This window comes from Anaerobacillus sp. 63XJN7_4_ISO-PGPR-S23-413 (assembly GCF_056173725.1).
This window is the reverse complement of the sequence record NZ_CM149688.1, coordinates 564966-585519: the sequence shown is the minus strand read 5'-3', so window position 1 is coordinate 585519 and position 20554 is coordinate 564966. Positions and strand designations below refer to the sequence as shown.

At 40.0% G+C, this 20554-nt stretch carries 17 protein-coding genes; 5 read left to right on the top strand and 12 right to left on the bottom strand.

Annotation, left to right across the window (positions count from 1 at the left end; all coding sequences use genetic code 11):
- Window positions 1–6: 6 nt before the first annotated feature.
- From paaA to AC0VYO_RS03210, 3 genes are all read right to left on the bottom strand, one after another.
- Entirely contained in the window at window positions 7–939 is a 933-nt protein-coding gene (paaA, locus tag AC0VYO_RS03220; protein WP_475367448.1) for a 1,2-phenylacetyl-CoA epoxidase subunit PaaA, read from the bottom strand.
- Between the two features lie 144 nt (window positions 940–1083).
- Entirely contained in the window at window positions 1084–2610 is a 1527-nt protein-coding gene (locus AC0VYO_RS03215; RefSeq protein WP_430246871.1) for a fatty acid--CoA ligase family protein, read from the bottom strand.
- Between the two features lie 244 nt (window positions 2611–2854).
- A complete protein-coding gene (locus AC0VYO_RS03210; RefSeq protein WP_475368384.1) occupies window positions 2855–3844 on the bottom strand; it encodes a lipoate--protein ligase in 990 nt (329 codons plus the stop codon).
- A gap of 170 nt (window positions 3845–4014) precedes the next feature.
- Between AC0VYO_RS03210 and AC0VYO_RS03205 the strand changes: the two genes are divergently transcribed.
- Complete coding sequence (locus tag AC0VYO_RS03205; RefSeq protein ID WP_048313175.1) at window positions 4015–4209, top strand: hypothetical protein; 195 nt, start codon at window positions 4015–4017, stop codon at window positions 4207–4209.
- A 359-nt stretch (window positions 4210–4568) separates the two neighbouring features.
- Here AC0VYO_RS03205 and AC0VYO_RS03200 read toward each other — a convergent pair whose 3' ends face one another.
- The 4 genes from AC0VYO_RS03200 to AC0VYO_RS03185 all read right to left on the bottom strand — a co-directional run bounded on the left by AC0VYO_RS03200 (window position 4569) and on the right by AC0VYO_RS03185 (window position 10298).
- Window positions 4569–5309, bottom strand: coding sequence for an MBL fold metallo-hydrolase (locus AC0VYO_RS03200; protein ID WP_475368383.1), 741 nt, complete (start codon window positions 5307–5309; stop codon window positions 4569–4571).
- Between the two features lie 5 nt (window positions 5310–5314).
- The gene (locus AC0VYO_RS03195; protein ID WP_430246875.1) at window positions 5315–6265 is read right to left on the bottom strand and encodes a sugar-binding transcriptional regulator; all 951 of its coding nucleotides are present in this window, start codon (window positions 6263–6265) and stop codon (window positions 5315–5317) included.
- A gap of 109 nt (window positions 6266–6374) precedes the next feature.
- On the bottom strand, window positions 6375–8375 hold the full coding sequence (tkt, locus tag AC0VYO_RS03190; protein WP_430246876.1) for a transketolase: 2001 nt from the start codon (window positions 8373–8375) through the stop codon (window positions 6375–6377).
- A gap of 249 nt (window positions 8376–8624) precedes the next feature.
- The gene (locus AC0VYO_RS03185) at window positions 8625–10298 is read right to left on the bottom strand and encodes an alpha-glucosidase (protein WP_475368382.1); all 1674 of its coding nucleotides are present in this window, start codon (window positions 10296–10298) and stop codon (window positions 8625–8627) included.
- A gap of 222 nt (window positions 10299–10520) precedes the next feature.
- On the opposite strand from AC0VYO_RS03185, the gene AC0VYO_RS03180 reads away from it, so the two are divergent.
- Window positions 10521–11249 carry an amino acid ABC transporter ATP-binding protein gene (locus tag AC0VYO_RS03180; RefSeq protein WP_475366530.1) on the top strand — a complete coding sequence of 243 codons (729 nt, stop codon included), beginning with the start codon at window positions 10521–10523 and terminating at the stop codon, window positions 11247–11249.
- Window positions 11250–11336: 87 nt separating this feature from the next.
- Here the strand turns inward: AC0VYO_RS03180 and AC0VYO_RS03175 are convergent, their stop codons facing one another.
- Window positions 11337–11867 (bottom strand): GbsR/MarR family transcriptional regulator, encoded by a 531-nt coding sequence (locus tag AC0VYO_RS03175; RefSeq protein WP_430246878.1) that lies wholly within the window; start codon window positions 11865–11867, stop codon window positions 11337–11339.
- A gap of 334 nt (window positions 11868–12201) precedes the next feature.
- On the opposite strand from AC0VYO_RS03175, the gene AC0VYO_RS03170 reads away from it, so the two are divergent.
- From AC0VYO_RS03170 to AC0VYO_RS03160, 3 genes are read left to right on the top strand one after another with little or no spacing between them, the layout of a single operon-like run.
- Window positions 12202–13410, top strand: a complete 1209-nt coding sequence (locus AC0VYO_RS03170) for a quaternary amine ABC transporter ATP-binding protein (protein ID WP_475366529.1) — start codon at window positions 12202–12204, stop codon at window positions 13408–13410.
- Window positions 13411–14244 carry a choline ABC transporter permease subunit gene (choW, locus tag AC0VYO_RS03165; protein ID WP_194220255.1) on the top strand — a complete coding sequence of 278 codons (834 nt, stop codon included), beginning with the start codon at window positions 13411–13413 and terminating at the stop codon, window positions 14242–14244.
- Between the two features lie 11 nt (window positions 14245–14255).
- Window positions 14256–15179 (top strand): glycine betaine ABC transporter substrate-binding protein, encoded by a 924-nt coding sequence (locus tag AC0VYO_RS03160; RefSeq protein WP_475366528.1) that lies wholly within the window; start codon window positions 14256–14258, stop codon window positions 15177–15179.
- 47 nt (window positions 15180–15226) lie between these two features.
- Here AC0VYO_RS03160 and AC0VYO_RS03155 read toward each other — a convergent pair whose 3' ends face one another.
- The 4 genes from AC0VYO_RS03155 to AC0VYO_RS03140 all read right to left on the bottom strand — a co-directional run bounded on the left by AC0VYO_RS03155 (window position 15227) and on the right by AC0VYO_RS03140 (window position 20450).
- Window positions 15227–16126 carry a glycine betaine ABC transporter substrate-binding protein gene (locus tag AC0VYO_RS03155; protein ID WP_475366527.1) on the bottom strand — a complete coding sequence of 300 codons (900 nt, stop codon included), beginning with the start codon at window positions 16124–16126 and terminating at the stop codon, window positions 15227–15229.
- A gap of 14 nt (window positions 16127–16140) precedes the next feature.
- Window positions 16141–16803: an ABC transporter permease gene (locus tag AC0VYO_RS03150; RefSeq protein ID WP_194219978.1), complete on the bottom strand. Its 663-nt coding sequence runs from the start codon at window positions 16801–16803 to the stop codon at window positions 16141–16143.
- Window positions 16796–17935 (bottom strand): ABC transporter ATP-binding protein, encoded by a 1140-nt coding sequence (locus AC0VYO_RS03145; RefSeq protein WP_475366526.1) that lies wholly within the window; start codon window positions 17933–17935, stop codon window positions 16796–16798. Before AC0VYO_RS03145 ends, AC0VYO_RS03150 begins: the two co-directional genes overlap by 8 nt.
- Window positions 17936–18122: 187 nt before the next feature.
- Complete coding sequence (locus tag AC0VYO_RS03140) at window positions 18123–20450, bottom strand: YhgE/Pip family protein (RefSeq protein ID WP_430246884.1); 2328 nt, start codon at window positions 20448–20450, stop codon at window positions 18123–18125.
- Between the last annotated feature and the right edge of the window lie 104 nt (window positions 20451–20554).

Genomic DNA, 20554 nt, shown 5'->3' with positions numbered 1-20554 from the left:
ACCCTATCACCTCACTAAATTCGTTTTTACGCTTGAACCGAGTGCATCTCTTACCCAGCTATTCATCTCATATGAACGAACGCGAAGTGCTAATCGCTCTTTCGATTTAGGTCCATTTCCACTAACAATTTGCTTAAATTCTTGCCAATCCGGCTGCTGATACGTCCATTCAGCAGTTGCTTCATCATACGTTAACGTCTCATCTGGTATGGTTAAGCCCAAGGCCCAAACTCTTGGAACATACTTCGTAAGAAATTCCTGTCTCAGCTGTTCATTTGTTTTCGTTCGGAGCTTATAGCGCATATTCTTATCCTGATTCGTATGACCAGTATCCGCTTTTGATTTCGGTCCAAAAAACATGAGCAGAGATGGCCACCAATTATTAATAGAATCTTGTAATAAGGTACGCTGCTCCTTTGTTCCTTCCGCTAGAGCCATAATGATGCTTTCCCCATGCTGAGCATGAAACACCTCTTCCGCACAGATGCGTTTCAGAGCACGGCCATACGGTCCATAAGAAGTTCCTAACATCATCGTTTGCGAAATAATTGCCGCTCCATCTACTAACCAAGCAATCACTCCAGCATCTCCCCAAGTCGGTGCCTCCATATGAAAAACATTATGAAATTTCAACCTTCCAGAAAAAAGGTCCTGCATAATGTCATCGCGACCTTTTCCTAGTGGTTCCATTAAATCCTCAGCTACACGGAGCAGTAACTGTCCATGCCCCATTTCATCCTGTACTTTAGCCATAATCGCAAGCTTTCTATAAAGGGTAGGGGCTTTAGGAACCCATTCTTTCTCTGGTAACGCCCCCATGATTTCACTAATTCCATGCATTGAAATTAACCTAATCAAGGCTTCTCGATAATCATCTGGCATCCAATCATCCGCTTCAATCTTTTCTCCATTATCAATACGATCCATAAACTGAGCCATTTGATGTTCTGAAGTTACCACTATTCCACACACCACCTATATAACGTTTATTTAACGTCATTATATTTTATTGTCATACAAATATCAATCGTTTTCTGATTATTCATAATAAAAAGCTGATCCCACTAGGATCAGCTTTTTGGTTTAGACGTTCATTTGTTTTCTAAGAGCTTTTCTCAGAATTTTCCCAGTCGTATTTTTCGGAAGTTCTTCAATGAATTCGATTGTCGTGGGACACTTATATTTCGCTAAATGTTCTTTGCAAAAGCTCATAACTTCTTCTTCTGAAATCTTTTGCTTCGTTACAACAAAAGCCTGCACTGCTTCCCCAAAATTCGGATCAGGTATCCCGACAACTGCAGCCTCTACAATTTCTGGGTGCTTGTAAAGAACCTCCTCTACTTCTCTTGGATAAACGTTATAACCTCCGACGATTACCATATCTTTTTTGCGATCCACTATATAGAAGTATCCCTCTTCATCCATTCTTGCTAAATCGCCTGTAAAGAGCCAACCTTCTTTAAGGGTAACGGCTGTATCCTCCGGCATTTTATAATACCCCTTCATCACATTAGGTCCCTTAACTGCCAGTTCACCAACCATCCCTACCGAAAGCTCTTGCCCAAGTTCATCAACTACTTTGTTTTCGACATTAGTAATGTTACGACCAATTGAACCAGCTTTCCTAGGTCGGTCTAATGGATTGAAGCACGTAACGGGAGCCGCTTCTGATAACCCATATCCCTCAGAAATGCGGACATTAAACTTTTCTTCAAAACGGTGAAGAAGGGCGACAGGCAAGGAAGACCCACCAGAAATACAAATACGCATATGTTGAAAATATTCAGCACGGCCTTCAGGATATTGATAGAGGAAATTATACATTGTTGGTACACCTGCGAAAATTGTTGCTTTGTATTTCTCAGCAACACGAAAAACTTCTTGAGGACTGAACTTAGGAAGGATGACAATGGTTCCGCCTGATATAAGCGGTGCATTCATTGAAACAGTCATGCAGAATACATGAAACATCGGAAGGGCTGTAATCACCACATCCTGTGAGGAGATTTGGAGATATGATCCTGTATCTGATGCATTGCTAAATATATTCCTATGGGTAAGCATTGCACCTTTTGGTTTTCCGGTAGTACCGGATGTATAAAGAATAACAGCAAGATCATCTTCATTAATGGTTATTTCCGGTAGTGACCTACCTTGATCTTCAATCATATTTGTAAACGTTTTCAATTTGATGTTTGAAATCATTCTACTTTCTGTTCCCTCTCCTGTATAAACAACAAGACCTACACCATAAAGTTGGTCGGCCATTTTTTCAACGAGAGGTAGTGCCTGCTCTAACGTCACGATTGCTTTCACATCTCCATTATGAAGGAGATAGCCGATTTCATCAGGGGTATAGATAGGATTGATTGGAATGATGACTGCACCCGCTCTTAATGCACCGTAATAACTAATTAGAAATTCCGGCGAGTTTCCTAAAATAAGGGCTATATGATCGTCTTTCTTTACTCCTTCTGCCCATAAATTCGCAGCAAACATAGAAACCTTATGCTCAAACTCTTTGTAAGATACAGCATTATCTTGATAAATGTATGCCTGTTTCTCAGGATAAGTGGCAGCTGTCTCTGTTAATTGCTGAGATAAATTCATTCGCTCTCCTCCTATGTGAATGAGTAATCATTCATTTTTAATTTTCTAAATATATTATATTGGAAGAAAATTTCAGTAGCAAGGGGAACAGAGCAAAGTTCATAATTTAAATCAAAACAGCAAAAGTATTTTTTAGTGATAATCGTGTTAAAAAGCAATTCTCCCTCGTTTTAGTAAGCTAGTTAGAAAGCCAATCTCACATGAAATAAAAAAATTAAGAAGCTGGCCTCCCAGCTTCTTTCATTTAATAAAGAAGATCGATAAACTCTTCTTTTGTTATTTTCCCAAAATAATGAGAAACATCTAAATTTTGAAGTGCTTCTTCCAATGAACCAGGTTCATAACGAACACCAACTAATTTGTTTTCAAGTTCTTTTACATCACCAACACCAAAGAAATCTCCAAAAATGGTAGCCTGTTCGATGTATCCTTTTTTAACTTCAAGTCGAACATCAATCGAACCAATCGGAAAGCGTTTGGAATGCTGAACATTAAACTTCGGTGAACGACCATAATTCCAATCCCAGTTTTTATAGCGCTCTTCAGCAATTTTGTGAATCGCCTCCCAATCCTTTTCCTTCAGTTTATAAGATGGGATCTCCTCTTTCTCTTCGAAAATATACTGAAGTAGCGTTTGTTTAAACTCTTCTCGCGTCATCTCCTGATCCATATGCTCACTAATATTCGTAACACGACTTCGAATTGATTTAATCCCTTTCGACTCGATTTTTTCTTTGTTTACTTTAAGTGCTTTTACGACATTCTCTAAGTTGACATTAAACATAAGCGTACCATGACTATACATTCTACCTTTTGTCGAAAACTGAGCATTGCCTGAAATTTTCTTGCCATTCACGAGCAAATCATTTCGTCCACTTAGCTCTGCGTCGACACCGAGCTTACCAAGAGCCCTCACAACCGGATCCGTAAATTTCTTATAGTTATGAAAGCTGTTTCCATCATCCTTTGTAATAATACTAAAGCTTAAATTACCTTGATCGTTATAGACGGCTCCACCACCAGAAAGACGACGGATCACATCCACGTTATTTTCGCGTATATAACTCGTATCAATCTGCTCAATCGTATTCTGGTTTTTTCCTACAATCACTGTCGGATTCATCGAGTAAAACAACAAGTACGTTTCCTCAGGATCAAGCTCCTTCAAAATGTATTCCTCTATTGCCAGATTAAGCCCCGCATCCATGATGTTTTCATTATCTATATAAAGCATAGCCTTACCTCCTGTTTATTCTTCTTCTATTCTAATGAAATATCAGTAAGGAATCAAAACCTGATACTTATGACCCCCTGACAAAAGAACGAAAAACCCCACCTACACTACCCTTTCCCCGCTCTCGCTCTACGAATATTGTAAACAAACGTACTATGAGGAGGAGCAATATGAAAATCGTTTATTACGAAAAAGGTGAAATCCCCGTCATCGTAGGGGCATCAAACCTAAACTCAAGCCTAACCATCGAACAAATCAAATCCGAAGGCGAAAAAAAATCCAAAGAACTAGCCAGACTACTCGGCCGAGAAATCGGCTTCCTAATGGACATGAACGGAAAACTAGACTCAACATTAGGGGAATAAAGAAAAGCGGAAGCCTCCGTTTAGACACGGCAGGCACTGGAGCCCTATAACTTGAACACGCTCTTTGTGTTCGAATGAAAAGGTGAAGTGACCGAGTGTCTGCCCACTGCAGCTAGATCATGAAAAGCGGAACGGGCCTGCTTAAATCCGCAGGATGTTGGAGCCCAATCGAATGAGACGCTTTTTGTCTCATTCGATTGGGCGAAACAGCCGGAGGATTTGGCCCGCGCAGCTAGATCACGAAAAGCGGAAGCGCCCGTTTAGCCTCGACAAGCGCTGAAGCGATCGAGACCCTGCCCGCTGCATACCTCACATTAAAAAAACCAGAACGGTAACATCGTTCTGGTTTTTCATTATAACTATTTCTCGGAATTCCACACGAGCCCCGTAGATGCAAGCATCACTTCACCATCAAAATGTTGTTTAGCATCCTTCTCAAGTTCTGATAAATCACCAAAGTGCGGAAGGTGTGTCAGCATCAGTGTAGATACATCCGCTTCTTTTGCAATTTTAGCAGCATCCGTACTATTCATGTGCCCCATCTGAGAGCCATCCATATCACTGTATAGATTACATTCTGAAATGAGTAAGTCAGCTCCAGCAGAGAACGTTTCAAATTCTTTCATATAGCTAGAATCTGCAGTAAACACCATGCTATGCTCTCCATCTGTTATCCTTATTGCGTAACAAATAACCGGGTGCTTTGTTTTTTGAAAAGCAATAGAGAAAGGACCAAGTTCCAAAGTATCTTCTTCTCTATATTCCCTTGCTTCTGTATAAGGCTTATGATCCAAGCTATTAAATCCAGCCTCATCATATGGATGACCATAGATTGGCAACACAGGAAGCTCAGATTTGATTTTTGATTGAATTAAGCGACCATGGTAAAGAACCCCTGTATCTGCAATGTGGTCCGGATGATAATGACTAATGATTACACTATCAAGCTCTTCTACAGATAGATGATGTTGGAGTTGAGATAGAACTCCGCTTCCACAGTCAATTAACAGGTTGTACCCTTCACTCTGAATGAGATATCCTGCACTCGCTTCTCCAGCCTTAGGGTATCCCCCCCATGGTCCTAAAACAGTGATTTTCATGCTTTTTACCTCCCCTGTTTTTTCTCTAATAAGGCACGAGCCGTATAATGATCCGTTACCAAAACATTTGCGTAGCCACCTTGCAACGCCCCGTAAATCGCTTCAACTTTCTTCGGACCGCCTGCAGCTAATATTGCTTTCTCTTTCCTTGAAAGATCTTCAAGATCAATTCCGATTGTTCGTTCATTTAACTCCTCATGAATAAGCATTCCCTTTTCATCAAAGAAGCGTGAACAAATTTCTCCTACAGATTTTGAATGAATCGCTTCAAGCTCTTGTTCTGACACATAATCAGCTTGAACAATAACAGAGTCATTTGTTGGAATTCCAACACTATAAAGAGCGATATTCGCATTTCGGCCCATATCAAGCACACGCCGAATGTGCCTATCCTCTTCCATTGTTTGCTTTACAAGAAGGTGATCTACAATAGCCGGAACAGGCAAGAAGTGACTTGTAGCATGAAAGGCACGACCAATCATTTGAATGACTTCGTAAGCGTATGTGTTAGTTTCGGAATAGCTAATTCCTCCGTTTAATTGTACAACTGAAACGTTTTTAAGTAATTGATGACGAAGATTCTTACCGATTTCATTCAGAGTTGTTCCCCAGGAAACTCCTATTAAATCATTATCTTGAATAGTTGCATTTAAATAATCAGCTGCAATTTTACCGATATGTTTTTTTACAAGTTGATCTTCAAATTCTGGAACAATTGCGACTCTGGCATCTAAAAGTCCATAAGCTTCTGCAAGATCGGTAGCAAGCAAATGCACATCCTGTGAAGGATCATGAATCTTGATTTCAACAATTCCTTCTCTTTTCGCTTGCTTTAATAAACGGGAAACAGTTGGCCTTGAAACCTCAAGTCTCTTAGCGATTTCCTGTTGACTATAGTCTAATTGGTAGTATAAGCGTGCGGCCTCTACTACCTTTGTAAGTTTATCCTTTTCCATAGCAACACCTGTGTATTCAAAATTGGTTATCTTTTGGTAAGAAAAAGGCTTTCAGAAAGACCATTTTCGCCTTCTGAAAGCCTCTCACTCTCAACTAAAACCTATTGTATTATTTAGAGAGCATTGTCTTAACTTTAGTTACAACATTTTCAGGCGTGAACCCAAACTCTTTGATTACCGTATCGCCAGGTGCAGAAGCTCCAAAGCGATCAATTGCAAGGATATCACCTTTTTGGCCAACATACTTATCCCAGCCAAATGATACGCCCATCTCGATACCAAGACGTGCTGTTACATTGTCAGGTAGTACACTTTGCTTATAATCAGCAGACTGCTTATCAAAGCGATCCCAGCTTGGCATGCTGACAACTGATGCAGAAATACCTTCTTTTGCTAATAGTTCTTGAGCTTCAACAGCTAGACCTACTTCAGAACCAGATGCAAGAAGAATCGCTTCAGCGTCTTCTCCACCAGCTACAACGTAAGCTCCACGCTTAACACCTTCGTATGCTTGATCATGTGAATCTGTCACAACTGGAAGATTCTGACGAGAAAGCACTAGAGCAGTTGGGTGATTTGTTTCTTCAACGGATAGCTTCCAAGCAGCAGCCGTTTCGTTACCGTCTGCAGGACGAATAACTGAAAGACCTGGCATTGCTCGAAGTGAAGCTAGTTGCTCAACAGGTTCGTGAGTTGGACCATCTTCTCCTACCGCTACGCTATCATGAGTGAATACGTATGTTACCGGTACTCCCATCAATGCAGATAGACGAAGTGCAGGGCGAAGATAGTCAGAGAATACGAAGAACGTTGCTCCAAAGATGCGAAGACCTTTATGAAGCGCGATTCCGTTCATCGCCGCAGCCATGCCGAATTCACGTACTCCGAACCAGATGTTGCGTCCGCTATAATCCGCTGGTGAAAAGTCCTGCTCATCTTTTAACATTGTTTTGTTAGAAGATGCAAGGTCAGCTGATCCACCGAAGATTTGCGCATTGTTTTTAGCAAGTGCGTTTAGAACTTCACCAGATGCCGCACGAGATGCTGTACTTGTTCCTCTTTCATAAGTAGGAACTTCACTATCCCATCCTTCAGGAAGTTCATTATTTAGAGCAGCAGTTAATTGCTTCGCAAGCTCAGGATATTGTTCTTCATAGCGTGCAAACAATTCATTCCATTCCTGTTCTTTCTTACTGCCAGCTTCTTTAAGTTCAGCAAACTGACCTTTCACTTCTTCAGGAATAAAGAAGTCTTCGTCAAACGTCCACTTATAGTTCTCTTTTACAAGTGCAATTTCATCTTTACCAAGAGGAGCACCGTGAGAAGTATTTTTGCCGCCTTTGTTTGGTGAACCATAACCAATTGTAGTTTTCACTTCAATTAGTGTTGGTTGCTCAGTATTGCTTTTCGCTTGTTTAAGAGCGTCTGCAATTGTATCCATGTCATTACCATCTTCAACACGGATAACTTGCCAGCCATATGCTTCATAACGCTGTTGTACGTTCTCTGAGAAGGACTGATCAAGATCACCATCAAGAGAAATATCATTAGAATCATACATTACTATAAGACGACCTAATTTCAAGTGAGCAGCTAGAGAAGCTGATTCTGAAGATACACCTTCCATTAAGTCACCATCACCACAGATGCTATATGTGTAATGATCCACAACATTGAAGTCGTCACGGTTATATGTTGCTGCTAAGTGACGCTCAGCCATCGCCATACCAGTTGCCATAGCAAGTCCCTGTCCAAGTGGACCAGTCGTTGCGTCAACTCCAGGTGTCTCACCAAATTCCGGGTGTCCTGGTGTATTGCTTCCCCATTGACGGAATGATTTTAAGTCTTCCATTGAAACATCATAACCAAATAAATGTAGCATGCTGTATAGAAGAGCAGAACCATGTCCTGCAGATAGAACAAAGCGATCACGGTTAAACCATTCTGGATTAGAAGGATTGTGATTTAAAAATTGGCTCCATAGCGTATAAGCCATTGGTGCAGCACCCATCGGCATCCCAGGGTGTCCCGAGTTCGCTTTCTCAACCGCATCGATTGCAAGCGTACGAATCGTGTTAACAGCAAGTGAATCCATTTGAGTCGTTGTCATATGTATACACTCCTTTTTTTATATTGAAATTTAGTAAACACACTCATGAACAAATGTACATTTGTTATTATACATGACTTAATCAAAAAGAAAAAGGAAACCGATCACTTTTCATGTAAATTCTTTTTCCCAAAATTAGCTTCCCTCGAAACAGAGAATTCAATCCTTTTAAAACCAATAAAATGATAACTAAATAAGCCTATGATAGCTTGTACAAAAGAATACGTGAGCGAATGCCCACGTTTCTTCCTATAGTAAATATGCTTTCACTTCATACGGTCTCATAATCGACTCATTCTGCAAGAGATGACTTACTTCCTCGTAATTATGAACCAGTAACTCTCCACCACTTAGGGTGTGAGGCAGCTTCATCTCACATGTTTCTTTTGAGAAGTTTGCTGCAAGAAGTAAGCTTCTACCATTATAGCTTCTTGTATACACGTACAAATTCTCATCTTCTTCTAAATGCAGCTGATAATCACCATGGATCATGACTGGAAGTTCTTTTCGAAGTCGAATCAAATTCTTATAAAAGTAAAAAGTAGAATCTTCATTACTTAAAGCCTTTCTCGCATTAACCTCATGATAATTGTCGTTTACTTTTAGCCACGGATTACCCGTCGTAAATCCAGCGTTCTCCTCTTCAGTCCACTGCATAGGGGTTCGCGCATTATCACGACCTTTTTTATGGATCGCCTCTAAAACTTTCTCTGGTGTTTCTCCTTTTTCAATAACTTCTTCTGTATACATATTAAGCGTTTCTATATCTTCATATTCTTCAATTGAATTGAAGTAGACATTCGTCATACCAAGCTCCTGACCTTGATAAATATAAGGCGTACCTTGAAGAAAATGAAGCCAGGCTGCAAGCATTTTTGCTGATGTTACTCGATATTCCTGGTCATCACCGAATACGGAAACTGAGCGAGGTTGATCGTGATTCTCCATGTAAAGACTGTTCCACCCATTTCCGTTTAGCTCAGTTTGCCATTTTGAAATAATCCGCTTTAAATCAGTGAGTTTCCATGGCTGCTGATCCCACTTCCCACCAGGTCCACTCGTCACATCCATATGTTCGAATTGAAAGAGCATGTTTACAATACCGGTGTCTTCATTTGTGTACCTTTTTCCATCCTCAGGTGTCGCCATTGGCATTTCACCAACAGTCATAGCATTGAATTTCTTCAGAACCTTTTCATTCATTTCATTCATATAATCAATAAATTTAGGTCCATTTACAAAATGCTCTCCTCCCCATTGATAAGGAGAATCTGCTGTTACTTCGGCATCTGGTAAACCAGGGGTTTTGGAAATCAAATTAATGACATCCATTCTGAATCCATCCACCCCTTTATCTAGCCAGAATTTCATCAGATCATAGACTTCTTCTCTCAATTTTTCATTTTCCCAATTTAAATCAGGCTGCTTTTTTGAAAATAGATGAAGAGAATATTCCTGACTCTCCTCATCGTACTGCCATGCAGACCCACCGAAAAAGGAGCCCCAATTGTTAGGAGGCTGATCCCCTTTTCCTTCTCGCCATATATAGTAATCACGATATGGATTATCCTTCGATTTCCTCGCTTCAGAAAACCATTTGTGCTCATCAGAAGAATGATTAACAACGAGATCCATAACTAGACGAATCCCTCTATTGTGCATCTCTTCTAACATCTCATTCCAATCTTCTATCGTACCGAACTCATCCATAATGTTTCGATAATCACTTATATCATATCCATTATCATCATTCGGTGACTGATACACTGGTGAGAGCCAAACGACATCTATTCCTAACTCTTTTAAATAATCGAGCTTTTCCGTAATTCCCTTAATATCTCCAATGCCATCACCGTTGCTATCATTAAAACTTCGAGGATATATTTGATAAACGACGCTTTCCTTCCACCACTGCTGTGCCATGCTGCATCCTCCTAGAAAAAGATAATTTCTTAATTTGCGCAAACGTTTTCACTAGCTATTATAAAAGAATGCTGGTTATAGTACAACAGCTAACAATCCCTAGTTTCCCCTCAATAAGGACAAGTTCTTTTATAAATGAATCAAGGATTGGTATAATAGAATTTATCGGCAAACCCTTCCAAACGAAGGAAGAATGTAGAACGAGAGGAGATAGGAGCAACAATGAGCATCATCCAAGTAAAAGATCTAAAGAAATCGTTCGGAGATTTAGAAGTACTTAAGAATATTAATACAGACGTAAAAGAAAAAGAGGTTGTATGCGTCGTTGGTCCTTCTGGCTCAGGTAAAAGTACCTTTCTTCGGTGTTTAAATAAATTAGAAGAAATAACTGGTGGTAGTGTGATCGTAAACGGCCACAACATAGCTGACCCTAAGACGAATATCAACAAAGTTCGACAGGATGTTGGAATGGTTTTTCAACATTTTAACCTTTTCCCGCATAAAACCGTGCTTGAAAATGTGACATTAGCCCCAATTAAAGTCAAAGGGGATAACAAACAAAACTCAGCCCAAAAGGCGAAGGAGCTTCTCGCAAAAGTTGGCCTTGAAGATAAAGCCAATAATTATCCAGGGGAACTATCAGGGGGGCAAAAGCAGCGTGTCGCTATAGCAAGGGCTCTTGCTATGGAGCCAAAAGTTATGCTTTTCGATGAACCAACCTCTGCACTTGACCCTGAAATGATTGGTGAAGTTCTAGAAGTCATGAAAGACCTTGCCAAAGAAGGTATGACGATGGTTGTTGTCACACATGAAATGGGGTTTGCTCGTGAAGTAGGCGATCGTGTGATTTTCATGGACGGGGGATATATCGTTGAAGAAAATGTTCCAAATGAACTGTTCTCAAATCCTCAAAACGAACGGACGAAAGCTTTCTTAAGTAAAATCCTATAACAAAACGTGCAGGGAAAACCCTGCACGTTTTGTTATTATGTAGAACGTATTCAAAATTTTCATGAAGCAATATCTTGCTAATTCCCTCTACTCTTCTTCATTATCAATAACATCAAATATCTTTCTAGATTCAAATAAATCCACTACCTTATTCAACCACTCATAGTATCCCAACGCATAAGACATTTTATCTAAATCTGCTTCTGCCGTCATTTTTTCTTCGTTAGAAATATCATTCTCCAGTACGTCCATAAGTTCAGAAATGGATTCTCTACAAGCATCTCTATTCATTTCAATTCCTTTACGCCAGTGAATACAAAAGAAATCTGTAAAGGTTTGATACCAATCTGACTTCACCTCGTAAAGATCTTTACGCTCGCCCTTTCTCCATACCTTATCAACCATATTTAAGTCGATTAAAGTTCTTACTCCGGTAGACATACTTGTCTTACTCATTTGAAGTTTATCCTTCATTTCATCAAGAGTCATTGGCTCTTTCTCAAAGAACATTGCTCCGTATAGTCGCCCCACAGAAGGCGTGACGCTATATATATCCATATTTTTAGAGATGGATTCAATAACACGTTCTCTCGCATTCTCTACTCTATTATCTCGCAAACTATGCACCTACTTTTCCAATCGTTTGTCATTTCATAGTTTAGTGTTAACCTCGCTTATTGTAAAGTTTACACGTGAACCTTGTAGCATATACTAGCATCCTTGACGATACTTAAGCATTTACCTGTTTAGTTTGTACAGTTTTTTCTGTATGTACTGAATTAACTGATTTTGAGCTCTCACGACGTTTGTAGTATTAAGTACCTACGCTCTATACTTAATAGGTCGGTAAAAAAAGACTAGTAAATGACTGATTATCGTAAATTTCGACATATTTCAGTGATTTTTGTAACTTTAACCGTTGAAATTTATTAATAAAGGCAGAGGTGAAACTATGGAAAAAGCCAAAATTACTGTAAAAGACGTAACAAAAGTATTTGGCAAATCGCCCAAACAAGCTATAAAGCTATTAGATCAGGGCAAATCAAAAAGTGAAATACTTAAAGAAACTGGAAATACTGTGGGTGTAAATCGAGCAAGCTTCGATGTATATCCCGGTGAAATCTTTGTCATCATGGGGCTATCAGGTAGTGGTAAATCTACGCTTGTTCGTCTACTCAATCGATTAATTGAACCAACTTCAGGTCAGGTTCTCATTGATGATGAAGATATCGTCAGGATGAAACCTGAACAGCTTCGTGAAGTGAGAAGAAAGAAGCTTAGTATGGTATTCCAACGCTTTGCTCTTTTTCCACATCGTACTGTTCTTGAAAACACGGAATATGGACTAGAGGTACAAAGTATTGGCAAAGAAAACCGAGCAAAAAAAGCGCAAGAATCACTTGAACTTGTTGGTTTGAAAGGATATGAAAATAGTTTTCCTTCTGAATTAAGTGGTGGTATGCAGCAGCGTGTTGGTCTTGCTCGTGCTCTTGCGAACGATCCAGATGTACTATTAATGGATGAAGCATTTAGTGCACTAGATCCGCTTATTCGTAAAGACATGCAAGATGAGCTCCTTGAACTTCAAGAATCAATGGAAAAAACGATCGTCTTTATTACACATGACCTCGATGAAGCACTTCGCATTGGAGATCGCATTGCATTAATGAAAGACGGTTCTATCGTTCAAATTGGTTCTCCAGAAGAAATCATGACAAATCCTGCAAATGACTACGTTGAACGATTCGTTGAAGATGTGGATCTTTCAAAAGTGTTAACAGCTTCACACGTAATGAAACGTGCTGAAACGCTACGAGCTGATCGTGGGCCACGTGTTGCACTGGAGCTTATGAGAGAACAAAAATTATCCAGTATTTATATTGTTGATAAAAAGAAAAAGCTGTTAGGCGCTATTACAGCAGATGCTACGGCAAAAGCTATTGAAGAAAAGAAAGATATAAATGACATTTTGATTACAGACCTTCCTACTGTATCACCAGAGACTTTACTAACGGATATGTTTGTGAAAATGGCAGACTCATCCCTTCCTCTCCCCGTTGTCGATGAAGCCGATAAATTTCAAGGCATCATTGTAAGAGGAGCAGTTATCGGGGCACTCGCAGGCCACGAAACTGAATCCACGAAAGGCGAGGTGAACTAAATGCAACTTTTTCCTAAAATACCACTAGCTGACTGGGTTGATAGTATTGTTGATACGTTAACCGATAACCTTGAACCAGTTTTCGATAGTATTACATCTGGGATTGATTGGTTCGTAGAAGGGATCGTTTCCATACTAGGTTTCCCGCCAGCTCTTGTTCTCATTGCAATCTTTACGATTCTGGCATGGTGGTCTAGTCGCTGGCCAATAGCTGTATTCACGTTACTTGGACTTCTGTTAATCGATAATCTAGGTTATTGGGACCCAACTATTCAAACGCTAGCACTTGTTTTAACTTCGGTCATCATATCGATTATTCTCGGTGTACCACTTGGGATCTGGGCATCACAAAGTGACCGTGTAAGAGGAATTATCACACCGATATTGGATTTCATGCAGACAATGCCTGCATTCGTATATCTCATCCCAGCTATTCTATTCTTTGGGATTGGTATGGTACCCGGAATCATAGCTTCTGTTATCTTTGCAATGCCTCCTACGATTCGTCTTACAAATCTCGGCATTCGTCAGGTGCCTGAAGATTTAATCGAAGCATCTAATGCATTTGGATCTACAACAAAACAAAAGTTGTTTAAAATACAACTCCCACTTGCTACTCCAACGATCATGGCAGGAATTAACCAAAGCATCATGCTTTCACTATCAATGGTCGTTATTGCATCTCTAGTAGGTGCACCAGGTCTCGGAGCAGACGTATATCGTGCTGTAACGCAGATCAAAGTTGGTATTGGTTTTGAAGCTGGTCTTGCAATTGTTATTCTAGCGATTATGCTTGACCGGATTTCTCAAAATATAGGTAAAACAAAAAATTAAGGGGGAATTACATGTTTAACTTTAAAAAAGGGTTAACAGGACTTGCACTATTTTTGTCACTCACATTGATTCTTGCTGCTTGTGGCGGTAACAATGGCGGAGATAGCAGTGAAGGTTCCAGCGAAGGCGGTACTAACGTTGGAGAAGCAGTAGATTACGAAATCGTAGGAATTGAACCAGGCGCTGGTATTATGAAAGCTACGACATCTGCACTTGAAGAGTACGATAGCCTTAAGGGTTGGGAATTAATCGAGTCCTCTTCAGCTGCTATGGCTGCAGAACTTGGTAAAGCAATTGATGATGAAGAACCGATTATCGTTACTGGTTGGACACCACATTGGATGTTCGCGAAATACGACCTTAAATACCTTGAAGATCCACAAGGTCTTTATGGAGAAGAAGAAAACATCGAAACTTTTGCACGTATGGGGTTAAAAGAAGATCAGCCTTCTGCTCATACAATTCTTGATCAGTTCAACTGGACTCCAGAAGACATGGGCGATGTTATGGTCGAAGTACAGGAAGGTGCTAAGCCTGAAGAAGCAGCACAAAACTGGGTAGACGAACATTCCGACATGGTAGAAGAATGGACTAAAGGTGCTGATGAAGTAGACGGTGAAGAAATCTCACTTGCATATGTAGCATGGGATTCTGAAATCGCAAGTACGAACGTAGTAGCTAAAGTTCTTGAGAGCGTAGGCTATGAGGTTAAATTAACTCAACTTGATGCAGCTTCTATGTTCATCGCTGTTTCTGAAGGTGATGCTGACGCAATGGTAGCTGGATGGCTTCCAATTACACACGCTGACCTTCTAGATGAATATGGTGACAACATGGACCGTCTTGGAGTAAACCTTGAAGGTGCGAAAACAGGACTTGTTGTTCCATCATACGTTGAAGCTGAATCGATTGAAGATTTAAAACCAGCTGAATAACATAAATGAAAAAGCGAGATGAGGAATTCCTCATCTCGCTTTTTTTATTAATCAATCAATCCTTTTTCTTTCAGGAATTCCATTGCAACATCCTCAGGCTCTTCTCCATCCATATCCACTTTTGCATTCATTTCAGACATTTCTTCTTCTGAAATACTTCCAGCAAATTCGTTCACAATCTTCTCAAGATCAGGATGTGAATCAAGAACTTCCTGTCGAACAATTGGCGCAGCATAATATGGTGGGAAAAATTGCTTATCGTCTTCAGTTGTTGCAAGATCAAAACGAGCAATTCGTCCATCAGTTGTAAAGGCAGGAATCACATCGACTTCACCTTCATTTAAAGCATCGTACATGATATTCGGATCAAGACTCACTTCGTCTTTGAAATTAAAACCATAAGCTTCTACTAGGGCATCGTAACCATCTTCTCTTTCGTAGAACGTGTGTGGTCCACCAAATACCATATCATCTGAAGCTGGGATAATGTCCGAGAACGTTTTTGCATTTACCTCTTTATTTGTTTCTTGAGTCATAGCAAGCGTGTAGCCATTCTCAAATCCAAGTGGTTCAAGCCAAACAAGATTATATTCATCTTTGTATCCTTTTTTCACACGTTTAAAAATCTCATCAGCTGACTCATCTGATTCAGCACTTTCTTTAAGTACCGCTTCAAGACCTGTACCTGTATATTCCACGTACATATCAATATCACCATCGATAAGCGCCTGTTGTAGAATATTTACTTCACCAACACCTGCATCAACCTCTACTTCATAATCACTGTTAGCCTTTATGTACTCCGCAAGAAGGTGTGGTAAGATATATTGCTCAGTCCAGGGCTTACCGGAAATAACGATCGGATCACTTTCTTCACTTCCGCTATCTCCTCCACATGCAGCAAGAACCATGACAACTCCTAGTAAAAGTAAGGTAATTCTCTTCAAACGAATCTCTCCCTTTATTTTTTTGCTTTAACTCCTTTAGGAGTTGCCGCATTTTCTAATAATTTTAGAATTAAATCAAACCCAAGAGCCAGAATAGTTGCAGGAAGTGCACCAGCTAATACGAGCTCATCTTTATTCGAGGTAAGACCACGATATATAATATCGCCAAGTCCTCCTGCACCTACAAAAGTAGCGAGAGTTGCAACTCCGATTGTTAGGACAGTAGCTGTTCTGACACCAGCCATAATAACCGGTAGAGAAAGAGGCACTTCAATCTTCATCAAAATTTGCATATTCGTCATACCCATCCCTCTTCCAGCTTCAATAGAAGATTGATCTACGGAAGTGATGCCAGTGTACGTATTTCTGAGGATTGGAAGAAGCGCGTAAACCGTTAAAGCAATAATAGCAGTTATGTTTCCAATCCCTAGAAATGGAATAAGAAACCCGAACAGGGCTAAACTTGGTACTGTTTGAAAGATAGCTGCAACCGCAATGAATGGCTCCGCTAGCTTCTTTCTCCGTGAAATAAAAATACCAAGTGGAACAGATATTAATATCGCAATCACAATAGAGATGAACGAAAGGAAAAGGTGCTCCTGAAGTGCTACTAGTATATCATCCCAACGATTCTGCATCGTCTCAATAAATAGAATGAAAAAATTCTCGTCATTCATTCAGGCTTCCCTCCTCTCTTTGATCATATTGTTCAAGTCCTGCTAACCCTCGCATCATACTACTTCTTGTAACTAATCCTGTAAGCTTATTATCTTCAACTACAGGGATACTGATCGGCTGATTTTCAGCAAATCGTTTCGCTATTTCAGGGTAGAGCGTGCTCTCATTAATGGACTCGATCACTTCAATCACATCCACAATTCGTTTCCCATCATCACCATAATGGTTTTGAACTTGTTCTAGTGTAACGACACCGATATATTCCTGCTCTGGCCCTGTTACAACCAGGCTATCGACTCGCTCTGATTTCATTAGACGGAATGCTTCTGCAAGACCTCTACTTTTTTTCACAGTTGCTACTTTTCTAATCATTAAATCGACAGCTGTTGGAGCTTGCCCTTTAGCCATTCGTTCATCACCTATGAAATTGCGGACAAATTCATTCTTAGGGTGGCGTAGCAAGCGATCCGGCGTATCTAGCTGAAGTATTTCGCCATCTTTCATAATGGCAATACGATCGGCGATTTTCATAGCTTCATCCATGTCGTGCGTAACGAAAACAATTGTTTTCTGAATTTCTTTCTGTAGCTTTACAAGCTCGTCCTGAAGCTGTTCTCGACTAATAGGATCTAATGCGCTAAATGGCTCGTCCATCAAAATAATTGGTGGTTCTGCTGCAAGTGCACGAATGACACCAACTCTTTGCTGTTGACCGCCACTCAATTCTAGTGGATAGCGAGACCGAAAAATAGAAGGTTCTAACCCTACAAGATTAAGCATTTCATCGACGCGCTTATCTATTTTATCTTTGTCCCATTTTTTCAGTTTGGGAATTAAGGCAATATTTTCAGCAATTGTCATATGTGGCAAAAGTCCAATTTGTTGAATGACATATCCAATGCTTCTTCTTAGTTCAACCGGGTCCTGATCCGATATTGGTTTTCCATCAATATAAATTTGTCCACCACTTGGCTCTATTAATCGATTAATCATCTTCATAGTAGTCGTTTTTCCACAGCCGCTTGGCCCAATGAGCGTTAATAACTCGCCCTTTTCAATATGTAAATTAATATCCTTTAGTGCTTCAGTACCATCAGCAAATTTCTTACTAATATGCTCGAAAGTAATCATTCTATCGCCTCTCCTGCCTCCCGAAAAATCCATAACTTCATAATACTTACCCTTCCATAACCTAATATGAAACCCTCAATGGCGCTTCATCACAACTTTCTTACTATTACTGTATCGTTTTTCCATTCATTTATCAAAAGAAAAGAGGCCGTCTCTATCAAATGATAGAGACAGCCTCCTTGTTTCATTATTCATTCATAGCTGGTTCCAAGCCATGCTTTTTACGCTTTTTCAATTCTACAAAGAAGAAGGTAATGGTTCCAATAGCAAAGATCGCAATAAATCCTAAGAGAACATATACATTTTGCCACATGAAGTCAAAATCACCACTTGAAATGACGGCTTTCAAACCAGAAACTGTATACGTCATTGGCAACCATGTGTTAAAGATTTGTAGTCCTTCTGGAATTAACTCAAGCGGGAATGTTCCTGCACTTGTTGTTAATTGTAAAATCAAAACAATGATCGCTACAAATCGCCCTGGATCTCCTAACGTTGTTACAAAGAACTGAATCAACGCCATATAAGCGAGACTGGATACAATAGAGAAGAGTAGGAATAATGGAATACTCTGTACTTCTATTTGCAATCCGTATAATAGAAGCGCATCCGACACAAGCGCCTGAATCACTCCAACAGATAGTAGAATGCCATATTTGCTCATAAACCATCCAATTGCTGTACGTGGGCTTCCAGCCGGATCACGAAGTGGGAACACAATGGACATAAGTAGCGCTCCTACAAATAGACCAAGTGAAAGGAAGTATGGCGCAAAACCTGTTCCATAGTTTGGTACAGATGAGACGGCTTCTGTATCTACATTTACTGGATCAGCAAACATATTGTACGTTTCATCATCAGCATTTGTATTAGAAGTTTCCTCAGCCGCTTCGCCAAGTTTATCACGAAGCTCTGTTGTACCATCTGTGAGTTTCTGTGCCCCGCTGTCAAGATCTTTAGATCCATCCGCTAATTGACCTGCACCGGATGATAAATCAGACGAACCACCTTCTAGTTCTGATAGTCCACTCACAAGCTCTTGTGAACCACTTGATAGTCCATTCATTCCTGAGTTAATTGTGCCAACATTATCAATCATGCTGTTCCAACCAGTCGCTACAGTATCGTTACCATCTGCAACCCGCATTGCTCCTTCTTGAAGCTGAGCAATTCCAGACTCTGCTTGATTAATGCCATCACCAAGATCACTGAGTCCATCTTCTAGTTTTCCTTGTCCTTCATAAAGACCACTAGCACCTTGAGCAAGTTTCCTTTGTCCTTCTAATAGAGCATTCATCTTAGAAGATACACCTGAAAGTTTATCTGAAGCGTTAGCAAATGTCGTTGCTACTTCTCCAACTGACTTCGCCGCTGAACCAGATTTCTCAGCAATCGGTTGAAGCTGGCTAATTAGCGCCTGCTTCTGCTCATCCGTATATTGATCACTTGCTTGAATTGATTCAATTACGCCTTGCAGTTCTTTAGGTACCGCAGTTGCATTCGTTACTCCACTCGTTAGTGACTGTTTTAATCCTTCTGTATCAACTTCTGGTAATGAACTATTTTCTAATTCTGCAACAGATTGATCTAATCCAGCCATTAACTGCTTCGTTCCAGCGCGGCTTTCTTTAACACCAGATAGAAGTTCTTCTTGGCCAACTTTAAATTCACCCATTTTAGTACTAAGTTCTCCAAGCCCATTACTTACTCTTGAAGCTCCATCAGCTAGCTCACTAACTTCTGGTTGTTTTTCTTTTAAACCGTTTAATAAATCGGTTGTACCTTTATTTACCTTACTAATGCCATTTGCAAGATCAATGGACCCGTTTTCTGCACTACTAATGCCGTTGGTTAACTCAATTGACCCTTCATTGAGAGAGGCTAAGTTGTCTTTCAACTGCTGTGTACCGTCTTTCAATTCGGAAGAGCCATCAGCAAGCTCACCTGCACCATCTGTTGCTTCCGATAAACCATCAGCTATTTCACTGAACTTATCAAAGACAAGCTCACTGTAATTTTCAGTGATGTTCTCAGCAATTTGAGATTTAATTTCACTAACAGCCGTTCCACCGATCTGCCCAGCTAGAAAGTTAAAGCTTTCATTGGGAACATATTCAAGGTTTAGTTTATCCGGGTGTTCATCAAGAACAGTTGTCGATTTCTGAGAGAAGTTCTCGGGAATTTGGATTTTCATATAATAAGTTTGATCTTCAAGCCCTTTGTTTGCTTCTTCTTCATCTACGAAATCCCACTTGAACTCCGGTTCATCTTTCAGTTTATCTACTAATTCATTACCGATTTCAAGATGTTCCCCTTCGAAATCTGCCCCACTGTCACTATTTACAACAGCTACGGGAATTTGATCTAAATTTTCATAAGGATCCCAGAATGCCCACAAAAACATTCCACTATACATTACTGGAATAAACAACACCGCAATAACGGGGATTAAGATTTTTTTATTTTTTAACAATGACGACCATTCTGACCGAAATAGCCGAGATGATTTTTTCATTTTTGTCCTCCTGTCTATTTGACCAAATTTCTCAATTGGTCATTTTAAATCAAAAAAAAGCATTTTTCTTTTTATATAAAAGCCTCGATTGACCAATTTTTAAT